The sequence below is a fragment of the Pantoea brenneri genome (genome assembly GCF_038594305.1).
Lineage (GTDB): Bacteria > Pseudomonadota > Gammaproteobacteria > Enterobacterales > Enterobacteriaceae > Pantoea > Pantoea brenneri.
In genome coordinates this window covers 91273-112450 of record NZ_JBCGBG010000008.1, presented here as the reverse complement: position 1 = coordinate 112450, position 21178 = coordinate 91273, and the positions used below count along the sequence as shown (strand labels likewise).

Below are 21178 nucleotides of genomic sequence, written 5' to 3'. Positions count from 1 at the left end.
CCAGACAGGGTTAAGAAACGTGAGCCAGACGGCGATTGCGCTTTTCCCAGAAGGCGTAAGCGGGCAGACCGGTAGCGATGACAATCAGGGCGCAGATAAGCCCCGGAACAGGCGCCCATACGAAGGTAGACGCCACAAGAATCAGGCTGGAGGCGATAGCGGCGAAGGTCATCAGACCGAAGGCGGGCGTGCGCCACAGCGGTTTGTAATCGTCGCGTTTGCGACACCAGATGATGGAGCTGAAGGTGAGGGTGTTTTTAAAACACATTACCAGCGTAAAGTAGCCGAGCAGGCTGGTGAGATCGGAAACGAAGATAAAGAAAATACCGAGTGCGCATTGCAAAATGATCGAGACATCCGGCGTGTTGAATCGGGGATGAACGTGAGCAAAGCTTTTGAAAAACAGCTTGTCTTTGGCCATCGCATATTCCAGCCGGGGCTGATACATCACACAGCTGGAGAGCGAGCCGAGGATGACAATAATGGCCGTCACCGCGACAAAAATACCCGCTACGCTACCGAGCGCCGGTATATAGGTGAGGGCATCGGAGATCGGCGTTTCGGATGCAGCCAGTTTGTCGAACGGCATTAGCCCTGAAATCACCAGCGCTAACAGCGAGTAGAGCACCAGAACCAGCAGGCAGGATCCAATCAAGGCGCGTGGCATCGTTTTGCCCGGATTTTTGATTTCGCCGGTCATGTAACAGATCGACGCCATGCCGGTATAGGACCAGCTGGTGGCTGAAATCCCCGCCAGCAGTGCCATAAAGCCTGCTGTCGCGCTGGTCGTTACCGTACTCTGCGCGACGACAAAGTTGTCACCTTTTAGCCAGAAGATACCGATGCCGATCACGATGACAAAAGGAATGATTTTGGCGATGGTGATCAGCGTCTGAAAGGTGGCTCCGCCTTCTACCGAACGCAGATGCAGCAACATAAAAGCCAGAATCAGCCCGGTCGCTACCAGCTTGCCGCTCAGCGGATCGAGTGGGATCAGAAAGCCCAGATTACTGACAATCGCCAGCGCCATGATCGAGAGTGACGGCGCATCATTCGCCCAGAAGCTGGCCCAGCCAGACAGAAATGCCAGCGGACGACTGCCGGCGTTTTTCAGGTAAATATAATCGGCGCCGTTCTCAGGATAGGCAGTAGAGAGTTCCGCATAGACACACATCTGGGGAATGACGATAAGCCCGCCAATAACAAATGCCAGCACGGTAAGCCACGGCGTGCCCGCCGCTTTTGCAACTTCACCCACCGAAACGAAGATACCGGAACCGACGGTGGTTCCGACGGAAATTGCCAGCACGGCCCAGAAGCCGAGCTTGCGTTGCAGATCCTGGCTTTCCATATCGTTACCTTTTTTAATTTTCAGGGTTGTAGGGTTACGAGCAGCTCGTCGAAATAACGCCAGCAGAAAGCCGCATGTCCCTGAACGGCGCGGGTCATGGATAATCAGCCAAATGATTTAGTGACGAGATGACTCATAACCAATATAACAACACATGATGAATGTGATTGGCGAGGCAGATCACAATTTCATCACAATTGGCGACGATGAAAGCTTATTGGCAATCAATGCATTGATTTATATGAATATAATATTTCTGGCGGGTAAAGCCGGGAGCATGCGACTCGTCATTACGCAGCAATGTCGGAATCAGTCGGTAAACCCTGATTTTCGCTGTGGTAGCGATTAAACGTCAAAACCCACCAGCGCCAGGCTGGTACTGTTTTTTGCGCTTTTCAAGGCGGATATTCGCGTTATCTCTACCACTAATCTGTCGGGAGAAAGAAATTCTGGTAAATGATTGGTTAATAATTACAGTAAATTCTGACATCCGATGAAATACCCTCAGCGTAACAATTAATAGTTCACCCAGCGATTCAACAAGTAAGAATATTCAAAACACCTGACTATTTAACTTAAGTAACGACATCCCACTCATTATTTTAGCTGTAAAAAACTATTCTCGTTATTTGTTCATTATCACTTTTATCCGATTGTTGAGATGTTATTCTGCTTTTCATTACAAATGGATTATTTACAATCACAATTACTTAAGCATTTAACTATGATAGCCAAAACAGGGAAGTGGCGGATATTGCTTGCCGCACTAATAACTTTTCAGGTTTCAGCTGCGCCGCTGAGCCCGGCAGACCGCGATCAGATTCAGGAACAACAGCAACAACGCCTGCAGGATAATCAGCAGCAGCGCGATACGCTGCTAAATGCGCATCAGATTACACTGCCTGCACTGTCTAAGGATGATCCACAGGGCCCCTGTTTTCCAATCCCGCAAATTATTATTGCGCACGCAAGCCTGTTATCTGAAGCGACCACTACACGTCTCACGCAACCTTATCTGAATCAGTGTCTGCATTTAAGTGAAATTAAACAGCTCATACGTAATATTTCCGAATGGTATATTCAGCGCGGTTATATCACCAGCCGCGCTTTTTTAACCGAACAGGACCTGACACAAGGTAAGCTCAGTATCACGGTGCTGGAAGGTAAACTGGAAAGTATTCGTCTTGAGGGCAGTGCCTCTCGCCAGCTAAAAATGGCATTCCCGGGTCTGGAAGGCAGGATCCTTAACCTGCGGGATATAGAGCAGGGCATGGAGCAGATTAATCGGGTGCGAAACACGCCGGTACAAATCGAAATCCAGCCTGCGCCACAGCCGGGCTATTCCATTGTGAATCTCACCGCTAAACCGCAGTTTCCGCTATCCCTGATGCTTAACGCTGACAATAGCGGACAGAAGAGCACCGGCACCGGGCAACTTTCCGCGTCACTGACAGGAAATAATCTGCTGGGCATTGCCGATCGCTGGTTTGTCAGTGGAGGGCGGAGTAGCGCCTTTAGTGAGTGGCGTGACGCGCAAAATCTCCAGGCAGGCGTCAGCGTGCCGTATGGCTACGGTCTGCTGGATTACAGTTACAGCTGGAGCAACTACCACAGCAGCTTCGTTAACAACAACTTCAGCTGGCTAAGCAACGGAGACAACGTTTCTCATCGTCTGAATGGATCATGGGTACTGTTCCGTAATGGAGATGTCAAAACCGGGGTGCAACTCGGTCTGAATCACTATGTCAGCCACAACTACCTCAACAGCACACTGCTTCAGAGCAGCAGTCGCAAGCTGACCAGCCTGCAGGCTGGCGTTAATCATACCCAAAAAATCTTTGGTGGCGTCGCCACGTTTAATCCGACGTTTAGCCGCGGAATGCCGTGGTTTGATGCGGAGAGCGATGCGGGTAAATCGGACGCGTTACCAAAAGCAGAGTTTCGTAAATGGAGCCTCAGCGGCAGTTTCCAGCGCCCGGTAACACAGGATGTGTGGTGGCTCAGCAGCTTTTACAGCCAGTGGACGCCCGATCGTCTGTATGGCAGTGAACGCCTGACTATTGGTGGTGAAAGTTCGGTGCGTGGCTTTAAAGAGCAGTATCTCTCTGGCGACGTCGGCGGTTATCTGCGCAATGAACTGAACTATACCCTGCTGACGTTACCGGTTATCGGCCAGGTTAACAGCACGCTGGCGCTGGATGGCGGCTGGCTGAAGCGTGACCAGCAGGATCCTTACGGTTCAGGTTCTTTATGGGGCAGTGCAATCGGCATCGGCACCCGCAATCAAACCGTCTCAACCCAGTTCACGCTGGGCATTCCGGTCAGCTATCCCAGCTATCTGGCCCCGGATCATCTCAACGTTTACGCCCGCGTCACCCTGGTTTTTTAAGAGGCAAAGATTATGGATAATCGTCAACCCGTTTCACTGTCACGCCGTCTGCTCAGTTATCTGGTATGTGGTCTGGTCGCCTTTCAGCCGCTTTTGCCTGCTTTTTCAGCGGCCATTACGCCTGTCACCCCAGGGACAAAACTGGATGCGGCGGCTAACGGCGTGCCGGTGCTCAACATCGCGACGCCGAACGGCGCGGGGATTTCCCATAATCAGTACCAGCAGTACAACGTCGGGCAGGAAGGACTGATCCTGAATAATACCACCGGCCAGCTTAATTCAACGCAACTCGGCGGTCTGATCCAGAACAACCCCAATCTGAAAGCGGGCCATGAAGCGCAGGCGATCATCAATGAAGTCACCGGCGCGAACCGATCACAGCTGCAGGGCTATACCGAAGTGGCGGGCAAAGCGGCCAATGTGATGGTCGCCAACCCTTACGGCATTACCTGTAACGGCTGCGGCTTCATCAACACGCCGAACGTCACGCTTACCACCGGTAAACCGCAGCTGGATGCAAACGGCAATCTCTCTTCTCTGGATGTCACTAAAGGCTCGATCACCGTTGAAGGCAAAGGACTGGACGGCAGTCAGAGTGATGCGCTGTCAATTATTGCGCGCGCCACCGAAATCAACGCCGGTATTCACGCCAAAGATTTAACGGTCACAACCGGGGCCAACCGCGTCGGTGCGGATGGTTCCGTAACGCCGATTGCCGGTGAAGATGCAGCACCGTCGGTGGCGGTGGATACCGGCGCGCTGGGCGGCATGTATGCCAACCGTATTCACCTGGTGTCGAGCGAGAAGGGCGTCGGGGTAAATCTCGGCAATCTGGTGGCTAAACAGGGTGATATTCAGCTGAATGCCAGCGGCAAACTGGTGATCAATAACAGCCTGAGCAGCGGGGCACTTACGGCGAAAGCAACTTCGGTAACGCTGACCGGCGAAAACAAAGCGTCCGGTCAAATCACCGTAGCTGCGCAACAGGATGCCACGTTAAGCGGCACTAAGCTGGTCAGTGATGCCGGCATTACCGTCTCGGCAACGGGAAGTCTGACATCCGGCAACAGCAGTATCACTGCCGGACGCGGCATTAAGCTGAATGGCGCATCCATCACCGCAGATAAGCTCGCTATCGCTAATGCAGGCGACGATATCCAGCTTCAGGCGCAAAGTCAGCTCAGCAATAGCGGTCAGTTTACCGCCGGTAAGACCCTGTCGGCGACGGCACAGCAGGTCAATAATGGCGGCATGCTTACCGGCAGCGCAACCAGCGTAAACGCGGCTACATTGCAAAACAGCAGCGGTGCAACGATCGCTGGCTCCGGCAGCCTGACGTTCAGTGGACATGATCTGCTGAACCAGGGGGTAATTTCAGCCCCTGTGCTGACAATAGACAGCGTCACAACCAGCAACCACGGCCTGCTACAGGGCACAAATGTGCTCAGTTTTACCGGAAACAGCTTCAATAATCAGGCAGGCGGTACGCTTAGCTCAAACAACAGCTTTGCACTCAACCTGCCGGATCTCAATAACAGCGGGCTTATCTCCAGTGGAGCAACGCTGTCACTGGGCGGCCAGAACCTGACCAACAATGGCGAAATAAACGCAGCGGATCTTACAGCGTCTACTGCCCATCTGATCAACCAGCAGGGCGGATCGCTGTTGGCGGAGCATACGCTGCAGCTGACCAACGATTCACTCAGCAATAACGGAAAAGTGACGGCTACGCAGTTGGGCCTTAGCAGTGCAGAGGTGGACAATAACGGGACGCTACAGGCAAAGCAGGCGATCCAGACTGCAGGCGAGCGGTTAACCAACAGCGGCAGGATAGTCAGTGACGGTCAGCTGGCGATCACCTCAGGCAATCTGCTGAACAGCGGCATGCTGCAGGGGCAGCAGCTAACGTTCCGGACAAACGACTGGCAGAATAGTGGCAATGTGCTGAGCCTGGGTGACGCTGATCTTATCGCCGCGACGCTGAACAACACGGGCAGCATCCTGAGCCGGCAAGCACTGCAACTGGCTGGCGCATCCACAGACAACGACGGGCTGATTCAGGGCACGCACGCGCTGCGTTTCAGCGCTGGCCGCCTGATTAACCGCGGCAATGGCACCGTCAGTTCAGACAACAGCTTTGCGCTTAATCTGCCGGAATTCACTAACTACGGATTGATAACCAGTGGCGCCTCGCTGACGCTGGATGGCAATAGCCTGACCAATGCTGGTGAAATCAACGCCACCGATATCACCGCAAATAACGTTAATCTCATCAACCGGCCGTCTGGTCTGCTGCTGGCCGATCACGATCTGAATCTAAAGAATGCCTCACTGGATAATGCCGGCCAGATGGCAGCAGATCGGCTCAGTATTAACAGTGGCGTAGTAGACAACAGTGGGATGTTGCAGGGTAAGCAGTCTCTGCAAACTCACGGTCAGCAGCTGACCAACAGCGGAACGTTACTCAGTGGCGGCCAGCTAACGACCGCGGCCGATCGGCTCGATAACAGTGGGTTGTTGCAAGGTCAGCAGCTAAAACTGACGGCCCGCGACTGGCTGAATCGGGGTAATGCCTTAAGTGCGGCCGACGCTGAACTGACAGCAGAGACGTTAAGCAACAGCGGCAAAATACTTGGTCAGCAGCAGGTTCAGTTGCAGGCTGGCAAGACGGATAACAGTGGCTGGCTGATGGCCCAGGTTCTCACGTTACAGAGTGATTTAATTAACAGCGGCCTGATTCAGGGAAATAACGCGTTTACGTTGAAAGGCGATCGGCTCGTCAACCAGACCAGCGGACAATTGCTTACCGCCGGTAACCTGCAAGCCCAGGCCACCACGCTGGATAACCAGGGTTCACTGCAGGCCAGTCAACTCGGCCTGACGCTGCAAAATTTAAACAATGCGGGCAGCGCGCGGGCGGACGCGCAGTTTACTGCCGACGTTAGCGGATCGCTGGTAAACAGCGGCACGCTGTTAAGCGAACACAACCTCGACCTGCTCAGCAGCGAAATCAGCAACAGCGGCTCCCTGGCTGCAGCTCGCCTCAGCGTTACCGCAGCACAGCTGACCAATGCAGGCTTGCTGCAAGGCAACCGTGCGCTGATGCTGGACAGTAAAAATATTATTAATGCCAGCGGCGGCCAGCTGATTAGCGGCAGCGATCTTGATCTTGCTCCGGCTGAGCTGACTAATAACGGACTGCTTCAGGTCGCTGGCAACTTTAGCCTCACTGGACGCGACTTTAGCAACAGTGGTCAGCTCACGGCCGCCAGCATCAATGCCCAGCTGAACGGCACGCTGAACAACAACGCCGCAGGGTTGTTGTTAGCGCAGCAGCGGGCTGAGTGGCACGCTGACAGGCTGGACAATGCCGGTACGTTTTCGGCTCAGCAGCTTAGCGCAACCGGTGATACGTTGAATAATCAGGGGTTATTGCAGGGTGATGCCGGTGTTTCCGGCGACTTCCGTCAGCTCAACAATCTCAGCGCGGGTCAGATACTTAGCGGTGGCGAACTCATGCTGAAGGGCGTCACTGCCAGCAATCAGGGTGTCTGGCAAGGCAATAATCTCACTTATCATTTCGACTCGTTGACTAACAGCGGCACGGTGAACGGGTTTGCGTCACTGAGTGGATCGTCTGACGGGCTGCTGGATAACCGCGGCGATCTGCGCTCAGGCGGCAGCGCCACGCTTGCGGCATCCACTCTGCTCAACAGCGGTAAAATGATGGCGGATAACCTGGACCTTCGCGGGGATACGCTGGAGAACCGCGGGTTGTGGCAGGGAAGCGCGGCACTGGATATCCAGGCTAACGGTACGTTGGCTCAATATGCCAGCGGTAAAGCACTGACGGCTGGCGATCTGTGGTTGCAGGCTACCCGTCTGGATACGGCAGGGACGTTACAGGGCGATAACCTGCACATCAGCGCCGGTAGCTGGCAACATCAGGGTTCTCTGCTGAGCAGCAGCGGCCTGATGGCGTCGGTTAGCGGTGAGTTAAGTAATAGCGGTGAACTGCTGTCACAGGGAACAGCACAGGTTAATGCTCAAAGCCTGGTAAACAAAGGATCGTTACTGGCAGAAAAAGCCGTAAATCTTAACGGTGGTGCGCTTAATAACAGTGGTACCGTGCAGGGCGATACGCTAACCATTACCCCGGCGAACGTCACTAATCAGGGCAGTCTGATTGGACTGCAATCGCTGACGCTTGCCCCAGCCCAGACCCGTAACTTGCGGATGCTAGTCGCACAGGCTCAGCCAGCGCGCATGATAACCAATAATGCGGGCGGCAAACTGCTAACCCAGGGAACGCTGCAGCTCAAGGGTGACGCGGTCACTAATAACGGAACATGGCAGGGCCAGCAAATTCTGCTGGATGCCACCAGCCTGACTCATGGCGGCGCGATCCAAAGCGCTGACGGCCTGCAACTCACTCTCAGAGATACCCTTACCTCCACTGCAGGCAGTAAAATTACCGCTAATGGCACCGCAGCGCTCAATGCGCTCAACTTCGCTAATCAGGGACAGTGGATAGCCCAAAACCTGTCGTTGCAGGGCGTAACGCTTAATAATAGCGGTGCTATTTCAGGCGTTAATGCACTCGGCGTCACCCTCAGCGGCGCATTAACCCAGCAGCAGAACAGCTCACTATTAACCGGCGGCAAGCTGGCGTTGCAGGCAGCGGCGGTTAACAACGGCGGACAGATACAGGGTAAAGAGCTGATACTGACCAGCGGTGCGGTTGATAACAACGGTCGCTTACAGGGCGACAGCAGCCTGCTGCTGACGGCCAGCGGTCGGCTAACCAACAATGCCAACGGCATTCTGCTCAGTCAGAACGGACTGACCCTCACCACACCTGAACTTTATAACTATGGGCTGATTCAGGGCGCCACCAGCCGCATCACCGCATACGGACTGGCCAACAATAGCGGCAAACTACTTTCTTCTGCCGACATCACGCTGACCACGCCGCAGTTAACCAATAGCGGCTGGTTACAGGCCGCTCAACTGATACTTAATGCCGATAATGCCAGCAACAGCGGTACGCTGCTGGCGGATCAACAGGGTACGCTGACCGGCACACAATTACAGAATCAGGGCACCGCGCAAGGCGGCAATCTGACGGTAAATTATGCGCAGCTGACTAACGGTGGCACGCTGCTGGGCGTCAACCAGCTCAACGTTAAAGCCTCACAGGTGACGCAGCAAGCGAGCGGTAAATTGTTCAGCGGCGGCAATTTGCTGCTTGAAAGCCACGGGTTTGACCAGCTTGGTCAGATTGTGGCGCTGGGCGATGCCGCCCTGCAGTTAGTTAACGGTTTTACCAGCCGTAATATTCTGGCAGCAGGAAATCACCTCTCCATCGTCAGTAACGGTGCGATTGATAATCAGGCAACCCTGCAGGGCCAGGCGGTGACGCTAAGTGCCGGCGGCGATCTGACCAATAACGGTCAAATCACCACCGGCACCGGCGACAGTAGCCTTAGCGGCAGTCGTATTATGATGAACGGCGCAGGTACGCTTCAGGGTGGCGGGAACGTAACCCTTACCAGCCGCAGCGATGTCGATCTTAATGGCTTTACCGGCACGCGCGGCAATCTCACCATCACTTCCCCCGGCAATATCGTCAACACCGCACTGCTGTACGCCGGACAGAATCTGTATCTGTTCGCTAACAGCATTCGTAATCAGCAAGCCGATATCTTAGCTGGCAACAGCCTGTGGATGCAGCGCGATGCAACGGGCAATGCTAATGGCGAGGTGGTTAATAACTCCGGAACGATTGAGACCCAAAACGGCGATATTACAATTAATACCGGACATTTGCTGAATACGCGGGAGGGGCTGAACGTTACTCAGACCAGTCAGGTATTACCCACGCATGAGGGGGTAGGTAATGCCACGATAAGAGTTAATGTCAGTGAGCTTCCTGACGGTTCTTATGGCTACTACACGACTAAAACCTATACAGAGAGTGGTGGTGGTTGCTCCGGCGCTGATGGCGGCTGCTCTGTACACACCACAATCAAAAACTATTACGCACCTTTTGCAGCAGCCACTACTCAAAAGTTCGCCCTGAGTAGTTCAACTATCGATGTTGTCAGTAATGGCGCTGCCGGGCGCATCTCTTCTGGCAGAGATATGTCTGTACATGCACTGAGCCTGGAAAATCAGGCTAGTGACATATTAGCGAACCAAAATATCAGCCTGAGTGGTGACCAACTCAATAATCAGTCCTGGCAAGCCGGTACACAAAACGACTATGCCATTTATCAATACAAGGGGACTAAACCGACTAATGGTTTACCGACTTCAGGTAAATCGTCTTCCGGTGGAAGGCTTAATGTAAATACTGAAAGCAATAATATCATTTACACATTAACGGGTAATGAATCCAGCTTTACGCCAGGTCAGCTTTATCGCGCAGTCATTCAGGCGGGAGGCAACGTCAGTGCCAGCTTTAACGGCGATATCAGCAATACGTCAAATACGGCAAATGCTGGCTGGACAGGAAATACATTGTCGGTACCGAGCGTTAAAGGTTTAACGGCACTGGGTCAGGCTTCAGCGGCACAGCGTCAGACATTAGCCGGCAGTAACGCAGTCGCTGTCAATTCACCTGAATGGCGAGACCAGTTGCGCAATGCATTGCAGCAGATTAACGGTGGCGTTGTGCTGGATAACACCAAATCAGCGGAAATATCCTTGTCTGCACCCTCTGGCTCCAGTAAAGACCTGACCGGCTTTGGCAAAGCAGAGAGTCTTGCAGGCGAGGATATTCACCCAGCCTCACTACATGATTACCAGCTGTCAAACGTTGACACCAGTGCCTATCCGCTGCCAACCAGCGACAATGGTTACTTCGTTACCGGCAATAGCCAGAGCCCTTACCTGATCACTATCAACCCTGAACTGAACGGTCTCGGTCAGCTTGATAGCAGTCTGTTTGGCGATCTCAATGCGCTGTTGGGCAAACAACCGGGCAGTGCCCCGCAAGAGACCCGCCAGCAATATACCGACGTCAATACCTTCCTTGGCTCATCTTATTTGCTTGATCGCCTCAGCCTGAAACCTGACTACGATTATCGCTTCCTCGGCGATGCCGCATTTGATACACGCTATGTCAGTAACACTGTACTCAATCAGACTGGCAGTCGTTACCTGAATGGCATTGGGTCTGATCTTGATCAGATGCGTTATCTGATGGACAACGCTGCAGCGGCACAGCAATCCCTCGGCTTACAATTCGGCGTCTCGCTGACGGCTGAGCAGGTTGCGTCACTGGATAAAAGCCTTATCTGGTGGGAAGCCGCTACTGTTAATGGCCAGACGGTTATGGTGCCGAAAGTTTATTTGTCCCCTAAAGATGTGGATATGCACGACGGCAGTGTGATTTCCGGAAATAATGTCACCTTATCTGGCGGCAATATTATTAACGATGGGAGTACTCTGACGGCTCAAAATGCGCTGTCAGCCAATAGCCAGAACCGCATTGATAATCTCAATGCCGGATTAATAAGCGCGGGCGGCGATCTGCAGCTCAGCGCAATCAGCAATATCAATAATGTCAGTTCAACCATCAGCGGCAAAAAGGTGGCGCTGGAGAGCGTGGACGGCAACATTAACAGCATCACCATTTCTAAACAGTGGACGCTGGATGCAGGTACTAAATCCTTTAGTGATACGTTCAATGGCAATACTGCTGCGATCAGCGCGGACGACACACTTAGCCTGAAAGCGGGCAATAACATTACGCTGACAGCAGCCACGCTCAACGCGGGCGGCAACGTGTTGCTGGATGCCTGGAATGATATTGCGATTAACGCGAATCAGCAGGTGGAAGGCAAATCGCAGAAAGGCGAAAAAGGGATTTGGCTAAGAACTGAAAATACCAGCGACCAGAAAATCAGCAACATCGGCAGTCAGATCACAGCTGGTGGCAACTTAACGCTAAAAGCTGGCCATGATCTCGGCGTAACAGCCAGTACGCTAGAAGGCAAAGGCGATACCACGCTGGCAGCTGGCAATAATCTTAATCTCAATAGTGCAGTTACTGGCCAGAACACCACCAAAGGCAATAAAGAGACGCACGATTCCGGCAGTGACCGCACCTCCATTGTCAGTGGCGGCAATCTTTCTCTCTCCGCTGGTCATGATCTTACCAGTCAGGCTTCGGCACTCGCAGCGAATGACGATATTCACCTGCAGGCTGGCCGCGATATTAATCTCAACGCGCAAGAGAACCGTTCAGGCAATAGTGAGCGTGGCAGTAAGAAAACCATTATTAACGAAATGGTGCGCCAGCAGGGTACCGAAATCATCAGCGGTGGCAGCGCCACGCTGCTGGCCGGTAATAACATTACGAGCCAGGCCAGCACCATGACTGCAAATAACGATCTTGTGGTACAGGCTGGTCACGATGTGAACATCACTTCATCCACTGAAAGTGATTACGCTTACAAAGAAGAGACGAAGACCAAAAAAGGGCTTTTCAGCAAGAAAACGACTCACACCATCAGCGAAGAGAGTTCAACTGTTGAAAAAGGCTCACAGCTGAGCGGTGATCGGGTGTCGATCATTGCGGGTAATGACCTGACGGTAAAAGGTTCATCGGTGATTGGCGAAAGTGATGTGGGCCTGAAAGCCGGTAACGATCTTACCCTCGCAGCGGCTACTGAGAGCCAGACCCGCTATCGTCTGAGTGAAACCAAAAAGAGTGGCATGCTCAGCAGCGGCGGTATCGGCGTCACGTTTGGCAGCGCCTCGTCGAAACAGCAGTTGAAACTGGATGGTACGACCCAAAGCCAGAGTGCCAGCACAGTAGGAAGCACGGGGGGGAATGTCACTCTGGTTGCCGGACGCGATGCGCATGTGGCGGGTTCAGATGTGATTGCGAAGCAGGATATCAGCCTGGTCGGCGGATCGGTTACTATCGACCCGGGCAATGATACGCTGACACGTCGTCAGAGCTATGAGCAGAAACAGAGCGGCCTGACGCTTCAGCTCACCAGCCCGATTACTGATGCGCTACTCAGTCTGGGCTCGCAGGCAAAGGAGGCGGGTCAGGCAGGTGATGATCGCCTCAAGGCGCTTAATGCCGTGAAAATGCTGGAAAGCGGCTGGGCGATGTCAGGTGCTGCCGGGCAGTCCGCCACCGCGCTGGCTAATGGCAACATGAAAGAGGCTGGCATAAAAATCGCTCTTAGCGTCGGTGCCAGCAAAAGCAAATCGTCATCGGAATATAATAGCAATACCGTCAGCGGCAGTTCGCTCAGCGGGGGCGGTAGCGTCGCGGTGGTAGCCACCGGTGGCAACGGTACCAGCGGCAATCTGACACTGGCAGGCAGTGGGATCACCGGCAACAACGTCACGCTGGCTGCCGCGCACGACCTTAATCTGGTAGCCGCCAGTAATAATACCGAACAGCAGAGTAGCAATAATTCATCTGGCTGGAGTGCCGGAGTCCATATTGCTATTGGCCAAAGAACCGGTATTGGCGTGCAGGCTAGCGGATTTATGGCCAGCGGTGCGGAAAACGGCAACAGTACGACGTTCGTCAACAGCCGCGTCAATGCCAAAGATAACCTGACTCTCAGCAGTGGTAACGACATTCTGCTCTCTGGTGCCCAGGCACTGGGTGACAGTATCAGCGTTAACGCGGGCAACAACCTTACGCTGGCCAGCCTGCAGGATACCGATAACTATCAGAGCAAGCAGCAGAGCGCCAGCGGCGGCTTCAGCTTTACCTTTGGTAGCATGACCGGCTCTGCTGGCCTGAGCCTCAGCAAATCTAAAATCAACAGCGAGTACGCGAGCGTCGGTGACCAGAGCGGGCTGTTTGCCGGCGACGGCGGTTATGACATCTACGCCGGCAACCATACGCAGTTGAACGGCGCAGTTATCGCTTCCACTGCGGATGCGGCAGATAACCGGCTCTCCACCGGCACGCTGGGCTGGGACAGCATCGGGAATCACGCTGAATACCACGCCAGCAGCACCGCCATCGGCATCAGCGGCGGATATGACAGCAGCATGGCCTCCGGCCAGCAGTTTGGCGGCGGCGCGCTTCCGGCGGTAGTGAACATGAGCGGCAGCGCCTCCGGCACCACGCATTCGGCAGTAGCGGATGGCTCGCTTACCGTGCGCGATACGCAGCGCCAGACGCAGGATGTGGCGGGCCTGAGTCATGACACGGACAATGCCAACGGCCATATCGACAAAATATTCAATAAAGAAAACGTTGCCAGTCAGATGGCGTTTGCCCAGGGCGTACAGGAGCTGGCGGGCAAAGTCGTCGGCGACGTCAGGGCCTGCAAGCTGGACGCGGCAGCGAAGGAGACCTCTGACCGCCTGCTTAAAGAGAATCCGGAAAACGCCAGTCTGTCAAAAGATGCGTTCAGCGCGCTGGTGCAGAAAGATGCAGGCTATAAAGCCGTGGCGGCTCAGTGGGGCACCGGCGGTACTTACTCGATGGTTGCCAGCGCCGTGGCGGGTGCACTGGGTGGACTGAGTGCGAATAACCTTGGTGCAGCCGCGGGCGGGGCGATGGCTCCTTACATCGCCAACGCCATCAAAAAGGCAACCACCACTCAAAACGCTGACGGCACGGAAAACACCAACCTGGTGGCCAACACCATGGCGCACGCCGTGGCGGGCGCAGTGCTGGCACAGCTAGCAGGCAGCAATGCCGGCGCTGGCGCCGCCGGTGCCGCAGGCGGTGAGCTGGCCGCACGGGCGATCGTGGCGGCAATGTATCCTGACACCGGCATCAGCAAGCTGACGGAAAGCCAGAAGCAGACCGTCAGTACTCTAAGCCAGATAGCGGCAGGGCTGGCGGGCGGTATAGCGGCAGACTCGTCGGCCGGCGGTGGTGCCGGTGCCGGAGCGGGTAAGAATGCGGTGGAGAATAATGCGCTGGGTGCTTTGGTTCAGGGCGGAAAGCTTGCCGCACAAGGCTGTTCTAAGGTTGCAGCCTGCCGGAATGCGCTGGTTGAGAAAGGGCTGGGGGCATTGTTGGGCATCGGTGCAGCGAATACCGTGCTGAACAATCTCTCTGCTTCAGAGCAGGAATATGTCTTTAACGTTGCCATGACGGGCAAGGCTGACCTGATAGAGAAGTTAACGCCAGAGCAGCGTGAAGCCTACGATTATATGGTGGGCCAGGATCAGAAAGGTTTAATCACTATATTCCCACAACCGGACAGGGATCTTACGGGCGGTAAGCTGGTTAATCCGGCGCAGGATGAGAATAAAGGAACCACGCTCACAACACCGGATCAGTCAGGGCAACAGGGCGCGACAAATACTGGAAATGTAGAAGGTAATCCAGATACGGGCGGTAATACCACGGTAACGCCAATTCCTGATGGGCCAAATAAAGATAACTTGGCTTATTTGGCTGAAGGGGGTAAAAATACACCAGAGACGCAAGCTAGTGTTGATAATAAATTAACTAATTATCTACTGGAAAAAGATCACCCTGTTGGAGGAAGCAAGGCTGAATGGTTTGACAAAGCCCTTGGATTTAACAAAGATAATTCAAGCGAACTTGCGAAACAAATTGTCTTTGAACCAAGCAAAGCAGTGGAAACAGCAGAAACTCAGCATGGTGTTAAATATGACCAAGTTATATCTATCACTGGAGCGAATGGAAGAGTAATAGATGTAAAATTTGGTTGGATTAAGAATAATGATGGTGTCGTTAGACTTGTAACAGCTATTCCAGCCAAGAAGTAACAGGTGCTAAAATTATGCTCAAAGAATATGATGTTGTTAAATCTACAAAAGTATTATCTGACTCTATAGTCGTAGGATGTAAGGGAGCTGTGGTCATGGTATATACAGAACCTACGTTAGGCTATGAAGTGGAATTTGTTGATGCTGATGGCGAGACATTAGATGTTTTGACTGTTTATCCCGGTGATATTGAGTTATTGAGCTAACCTTTCGCTCCAACAGATGAAATCCCGGCCACTTCGCCGGGATTTTTTTCGCCTGCTATCTGCCACGCCGTTGTTACGACTGTGCACGGTTTTACCGCTCAACTGCGGGACAGGGTATGTTTTGTAGCACCGCCACGCTGTGGCCGTCCTCCAAAACGTCTGTAGCTATCGGTCAGGGCGCAGCCCCGACACCCGTTAAATAAGGCACTGTTCGTGGCAATGGACGGCCTGGCGGGCCTGACGGTGAACGGCATCACACAGGCAGTGGTGCTGTACCTGAGAGCGTGCGGCATCGATAAAGGAAGCTGCCACCTGCTCTGTCACGCCATGGCGACGCAGATGCTGGAGAACGGCGCGGACCTGCGCTGGATACAGGCGATGCTCGGTCATCGCAGCGTGACGAGTACGCAAATATACACGCATGTCAGCATCCGGGCGTTGCAGGCGGTACATGCCAGTACACATCCGGCAGAGCAGCGGGAGGCAGCAGAGTCGGACGGGACAGACGCGCCGGCAGACAAGCCGCAGGGTTAGCGGGTGGCGTCTTTCAGCCCGTAGGGAAAGTGGAACGGCAGAGCGCGCCTTCCCTGGCGCGATCTGCCTGCTTCAGCGCCGTGCCTCGCGGGGTAAATGGCCGCGCAGCGGCATAAGCCCGTCAGAATATGTTCATCCGGTGCGGCCGCTGCCCGTCCATTGACCATAATGCGGGAGATTAGACGCACTCTCGCGGCCATCCGGGCCGCTCCTTCCTGGCAGTGTCACGCGCTCGTATGCGCCCAGTCTGCATTATGGCTTGCGCCGCCGCGTCAGGCAGCGCGTGCAGGCCGCCATCCCTGGCGGCGTCCGGCCACGTTGCGCAAACTCAGCAAATGGCCTGGTGTTGTCGGTCTCCTGCCTCCGCTTAAAGGGCTTCATGCCCGCCCGGCGTTAACCCGACTGAAACTAAAGGAAATACTAATGGCAGGGTTGTTGCTGGCTGCTAAGATGCGGCGGTGCAGATCGGCTGAGCACGGCATGGCGGTAGCGTGTCCGGGCTGAAAAAGTGTATCGGAGCAAAAAGTGAGTGGCGTGAAAACGCGACAGGAAAACTCACTTCTAACCTACGGAAAGCACAGGGAAAAAGTGGTTGCGGCGGGGGATAGCGCGCCGGGTGAAGTAAGTTAAACCTAATAGAAAGATTGAGGTTTCAGGTGGCGTGGGACTTGCTTTGAAAGGAGGAGCTGAAATGAATAATGATTACTTCTCCATTTCTACAGGATACACGAAAGAGTTTGGTGTTAAGGCTGGAGCTTCGGTCGGTATTGGTTTTGGTCCATATTTCCCAGGGTTATTTGGCGACTTAAATCGTGATTATTTAATCATTATCGGTTTGGGTCCCGGTTCTGTAGAAATGTCAAGCGGAAAAGATGGTGTTGGTTTTTCCTTCTCTGTTGGGCCAGGTATTGTTTTTACAGGTTCAGCCACTGGATCTCATGATGAAAAATTAGATCTGAACGGTGATTCTACTAAGGAAGTATACCACCATGATTTCAAATGATATTATTCTTAATATTTCATCCTGTATGTTGTTGTTTTTTTTGTTGTCGTGGGGAGTGTGTTTTTTTATTTTTGTTTATAAAAAACTTGGTGGTGTTAAGGTAGGTAAGGAACCCTTGCTTTATTTTAATTTTATGTTTTTTAAACGTGATGCTTTATCAAACTATGCATTGGTTTTTCTTGTTCTTGGATATGTGACAGCGGCAATAGCTGAATATCGAAGGGAATACGACAATTTATTGTTAATGGCTGATTTGTCTGGAGGGATATCATTCTTTCTCTTTGCACTATATGGGAAGTATATTTACCAAGGGTTAATTGATGATGAAAAACCATTTTTCTTTATTAGGGTGTTTCTAACAAAATTAGATCTATCCTTTGGTGCAATTTTTCTTTGGCTATCAAGACTGGCATATGTAATATGGTTGATTATATTTATTAGCAATTAAATAATGTAGTGGAGAATAACCCGCTGAGTGCGCCGCAAATAGATGATTTTGCGGCAAGAGCGAAAGGCTGTGACGCTCGTGGTGACTGCGGTCAGATCGTGAAGGAAATGCAAGATCTTAGCCTGAAAAAGCAACAGGAAATGATTGCGGTCTGCTCTGCCAATGCTTTGACCTGTAAGGATAAGTACGATGATATCCCGGCTAATGGAATGCTGGTACGTGAAGCCCGGTGGAAATTTACGAAGCACTGAAGACGCTGTTTAACAGCGGCGATGTGCTGGGTAACGTGTCGGATGCGATGAAGCACTCCTACATTGACCGTATCGACCGGATGGAAGCGCAGTACCAGAAGGCCGGAGCCAGCGGATCGTTTAATGCCGATCATGCTTCTGCCTGCATGATGATTAGCTATCCGCTTTCAACTACCACCTTCGCTTGCTGCCCTGCCTTCAAACCCTGCATCTTCCACTCCTGGTATTTACTCTATCCTGTAGTGAGCACTCAATGCACGTTGATGGCAATGATCCGTAATGAAAAATCTGGACATGATTGTTATTTCACTGACAACAACGAAGCGCAGAATCGATGTTCACTGAGCTAATCACTAAAGTTAAAAAGCAGGGAAATACGATGAATAAAATAACCGTAATTCAGGGTGATATCACTAAAATCGCGGCAGAAGCGATTGTCAATGCCGCCAATTCTTCGTTACTGGGTGGTGGCGGCGTTGATGGCGCAATCCACCGCGCAGGCGGGCCGGCGATTCTGGCTGAGTGTCAGGCAATCCGCAATCGTCAGGGTGGCTGCAAAGTCGGTGATGCCGTTATTACCGGCGCAGGCAATCTGCCCGCCGATTACGTCATCCATACCGTTGGCCCGCGCTGGAGTGATGGAAGACATGACGAAGATGCGCTGTTAAGAAGGGCCTACCTGAGTTGTTTTAAACTCGTCGACCAGCATGACATCAAAACGGTTTCGTTTCCCAACATCAGCACAGGAATTTATGGTTTCCCTAAAGAACGTGCCGCGGCGATTGCCTTAGAAGTAATCAAACATTGCATCGCTGAGAACAGCAAAATCGGCAAGGTTAACTTAGTCTGCTTTGATGCGGGAAATTATAATCTGTATCTTAAACTACTGGCCTGAGGATTGGTGCGGGCAGGTCAGAGGATGCGTTTATTAGCCAGGACAAACGTCCTGAAGATCAGCCGCACTGGCATCCCGCTGAAGAGCAGTGTCTTCGTTGTTGAGAAGGCTCTTCGAGACAGGCTGGCCTGTCGGATGCTGTCTGAATCTTAATCGCCAGGGCAGCTGAAAGGCGCCAGAGCGACAGACAGGGTAAAGGAAATCACCCGGTCACGCTTAAGACTGCTCCCCATGCTGAGGACTATTACTGGCTGCGCGTGGATCCTGGTGTGACGGATCTGCCGGAAAAGAGTTTGGCTAAAACCCGGATATCTCAAAACAGCCTTAATCACCTCCCGCCAACACCAAATCCTCCAAAGCAGAGTAATGCAGTCTCACGCCTGCTAAAGAAGGCTGATCACTGAAGAACGTTTATCTTATGAAGTGATTAATCTAACATGACCTTAGCTAACCTGATGATGTGAGGCTGAGTGTTGCGTTGACAGATAAAAAGAAAAGTACCATCAAAGAGGTGGCGGCCTTAGCAGAGGTCTCTATCGGTGTGGTTTCTCGGGTATTGAACCCCGGTTCAGGTTCAGTATCTGAACGCACCCGTCAGCGTATTCTGGAGGCAATGCAAACGCTGAATTACACTCCTCAAAGTGCCGCTCGTGAGCTTAAAACCAGTCTGAATAACACTATCGGCCTGGTTGTAGCAGACATCGCAAACGATTTTTTTTCTGAGATCTCCGATCTCATTGTCCGTCGCGCCAGAGAAATGGCGATGAATGTCATTTTGGTGACTACCCAGGAAGACCCGCTACTGGAGCGGGAAAGCTTGAGTATGTTAATGCAAAAGCGGGTTAAAGCCATTATAGCAACGCCCACCAGCGCAAATAGCGATATGTGGCAATCCATTAGCGAAATGGGTATCGCTATTGTTTTCATCGATCGCTACCTTAGCGAGGTGACACATGCCAGCGTCATCGGCTTCAACAATGAAGCTTCCGCTTGTGAGGCAACCCGTTATCTTGCTCAGCAAGGCCATCGCCGTATTGGCTGGATAAGCGGGCCGCTGAACACCTCGACCTCTTTGCAAAGGCTGAAGGGTTATAAACAAGGATTGAAAGAGTATGGAATTGACTGGGAAAAACAGTATGCGGTAGTGAAGAACTTTCGTGATCCGCTAGCCAGTCAGGCGCTTGATGAGTTGTTATCGCTTGAGGAACCACCGACTGCAGTCATTATTGGAAATACGTCGATTGCACCGATGATTATGTCGCGCATCCGGCAGTTGAAGCTCTCTGTTCCTGAAGACCTCTCGCTGATTGTTTACCATGACAGCCACTGGAGCCGTCTCCTGAGCCCGTCAATAAGCGTTATCAAACATCCTCTTGAAGCGTTGGCCGATAAGGCACTATTAAGTCTCTCCGTTGAGAAGCAGACGACCTGTGAACTAAACAGCACGTTAATCAAACGTGAGAGCGTGGCCCGGGTTAAATAGTCATGCCGTTTAAACGCTGAATTTGCCTGATAATGGCGCAGTGATCTAAGTCGCCATCGCCAGCTTCAATCATCTGGCTGAAAAGCTGGTTCACCGTCTCAGTCAGCGGCAATGTCAGACCAAATTGCTCAGCCAGCGCCACACTACTGCGCGTATCTTTAAGCTGCCACTTTGCCGCGCCGCGGGCCTTAAAGTCCTGGTTTACCATACGTTCCCCTTGCTGTTGCAGCAGGGTTGAGTCAGCAAAACCACCCAGCAATGCTTCCCGCACTTTTACCGGATCGGCTCCGCCGCGCTGGGCAAGGGTAAAGGCTTCCGACAACAAGCTTAGCGTGCCTGCGACAATAATCTGATTGGCGAGTTTTGTCAGCTGACCCGCGCCCACCTCACCGACCCGCGTGACTTTTCCCAGTTGAGACAGCAGAGGGCGTAACCGGTCAATAGTTTCTGCCTTACCACCGGCCATCAATGACAATGTGCCGTTTTCAGCCCCCGAAGTGCCACCTGAGACAGGCATATCGATATAGTCCGCCTGTGCTGCGTTCGCCTTGTGTTGCTGCTCAATCACAATCTGTGGCGACAGGGTGCTCATCATAATAATGACTGCTTTTTTCTCGATGTGCTTCAGCGCATCATCAGTAAAAAGAACATCGTTACAGGCTTGAGCATCGCTCAATAAACAGATGATGACATTACTGCCTGCTATTAACCGGGCGGGCGTGTCTACCGCCGTAACGCCATACTTTTCCAGCGCATACGCTTTATCTTTAGAACGATTCCACACCGCAACGGAGTAACCGGCAGCAGCTAAGCGCCGTGCCACCGGCTGTCCCATTAATCCGGTGCCAGCCAATCCAATACGTATTTCTGAAGCCATGT

Annotated in this window: 10 protein-coding genes and 2 pseudogenes; 10 read left to right on the top strand and 2 right to left on the bottom strand. The window is 52.7% G+C overall.

The genetic code is table 11. The features are described 5' to 3' along the window. Positions 1-10: 10 nt before the first annotated feature. Entirely contained in the window at positions 11-1351 is a 1341-nt protein-coding gene (gene frlA / locus AABB92_RS20895) for a fructoselysine/psicoselysine transporter FrlA (RefSeq protein WP_046289412.1), read from the bottom strand. Positions 1352-2075: 724 nt separating this feature from the next. Between frlA and AABB92_RS20890 the strand changes: the two genes are divergently transcribed. The 10 genes and pseudogenes from AABB92_RS20890 (at position 2076) to AABB92_RS20845 (ending at position 20299) form a co-directional block, all read left to right on the top strand. Then, complete coding sequence (locus AABB92_RS20890) at positions 2076-3740, top strand: ShlB/FhaC/HecB family hemolysin secretion/activation protein (RefSeq protein WP_046289411.1); 1665 nt, start codon at positions 2076-2078, stop codon at positions 3738-3740. A gap of 12 nt (positions 3741-3752) precedes the next feature. After that, positions 3753-15479 (top strand): hemagglutinin repeat-containing protein, encoded by an 11727-nt coding sequence (locus AABB92_RS20885; RefSeq protein ID WP_052720638.1) that lies wholly within the window; start codon positions 3753-3755, stop codon positions 15477-15479. A gap of 14 nt (positions 15480-15493) precedes the next feature. Beyond that, on the top strand, positions 15494-15685 hold the full coding sequence (locus AABB92_RS20880; protein ID WP_072051033.1) for a DUF4926 domain-containing protein: 192 nt from the start codon (positions 15494-15496) through the stop codon (positions 15683-15685). A 201-nt stretch (positions 15686-15886) separates the two neighbouring features. Next, positions 15887-16219, top strand: a pseudogene (locus AABB92_RS20875) (tyrosine-type recombinase/integrase); the annotation flags it as partial. Between the two features lie 661 nt (positions 16220-16880). After that, positions 16881-17222 (top strand): polymorphic toxin type 25 domain-containing protein, encoded by a 342-nt coding sequence (locus AABB92_RS20870; protein ID WP_161797058.1) that lies wholly within the window; start codon positions 16881-16883, stop codon positions 17220-17222. Then, a complete protein-coding gene (locus AABB92_RS20865) occupies positions 17209-17670 on the top strand; it encodes a hypothetical protein (protein ID WP_046289408.1) in 462 nt (153 codons plus the stop codon). The genes AABB92_RS20870 and AABB92_RS20865 overlap by 14 nt, the downstream gene beginning before the upstream one ends. An 8-nt stretch (positions 17671-17678) precedes the next feature. Next, positions 17679-17921, top strand: coding sequence for a hypothetical protein (locus AABB92_RS20860; protein WP_031378246.1), 243 nt, complete (start codon positions 17679-17681; stop codon positions 17919-17921). Next, positions 17894-18049 (top strand): annotated as a pseudogene (locus tag AABB92_RS23495) (VENN motif pre-toxin domain-containing protein); the annotation flags it as partial. The gene AABB92_RS20860 and the pseudogene AABB92_RS23495, both read left to right, overlap by 28 nt. A 251-nt stretch (positions 18050-18300) precedes the next feature. Next, positions 18301-18816 carry an O-acetyl-ADP-ribose deacetylase gene (locus tag AABB92_RS20850; protein ID WP_046289407.1) on the top strand — a complete coding sequence of 172 codons (516 nt, stop codon included), beginning with the start codon at positions 18301-18303 and terminating at the stop codon, positions 18814-18816. 478 nt (positions 18817-19294) lie between these two features. After that, positions 19295-20299 carry a LacI family DNA-binding transcriptional regulator gene (locus AABB92_RS20845; RefSeq protein WP_342550284.1) on the top strand — a complete coding sequence of 335 codons (1005 nt, stop codon included), beginning with the start codon at positions 19295-19297 and terminating at the stop codon, positions 20297-20299. Here the strand turns inward: AABB92_RS20845 and AABB92_RS20840 are convergent. Next, on the bottom strand, positions 20292-21176 hold the full coding sequence (locus AABB92_RS20840) for an NAD(P)-dependent oxidoreductase (RefSeq protein ID WP_031377936.1): 885 nt from the start codon (positions 21174-21176) through the stop codon (positions 20292-20294). The two genes, AABB92_RS20845 and AABB92_RS20840, sit on opposite strands and share 8 nt — an antisense overlap. Positions 21177-21178: the final 2 nt, after the last annotated feature.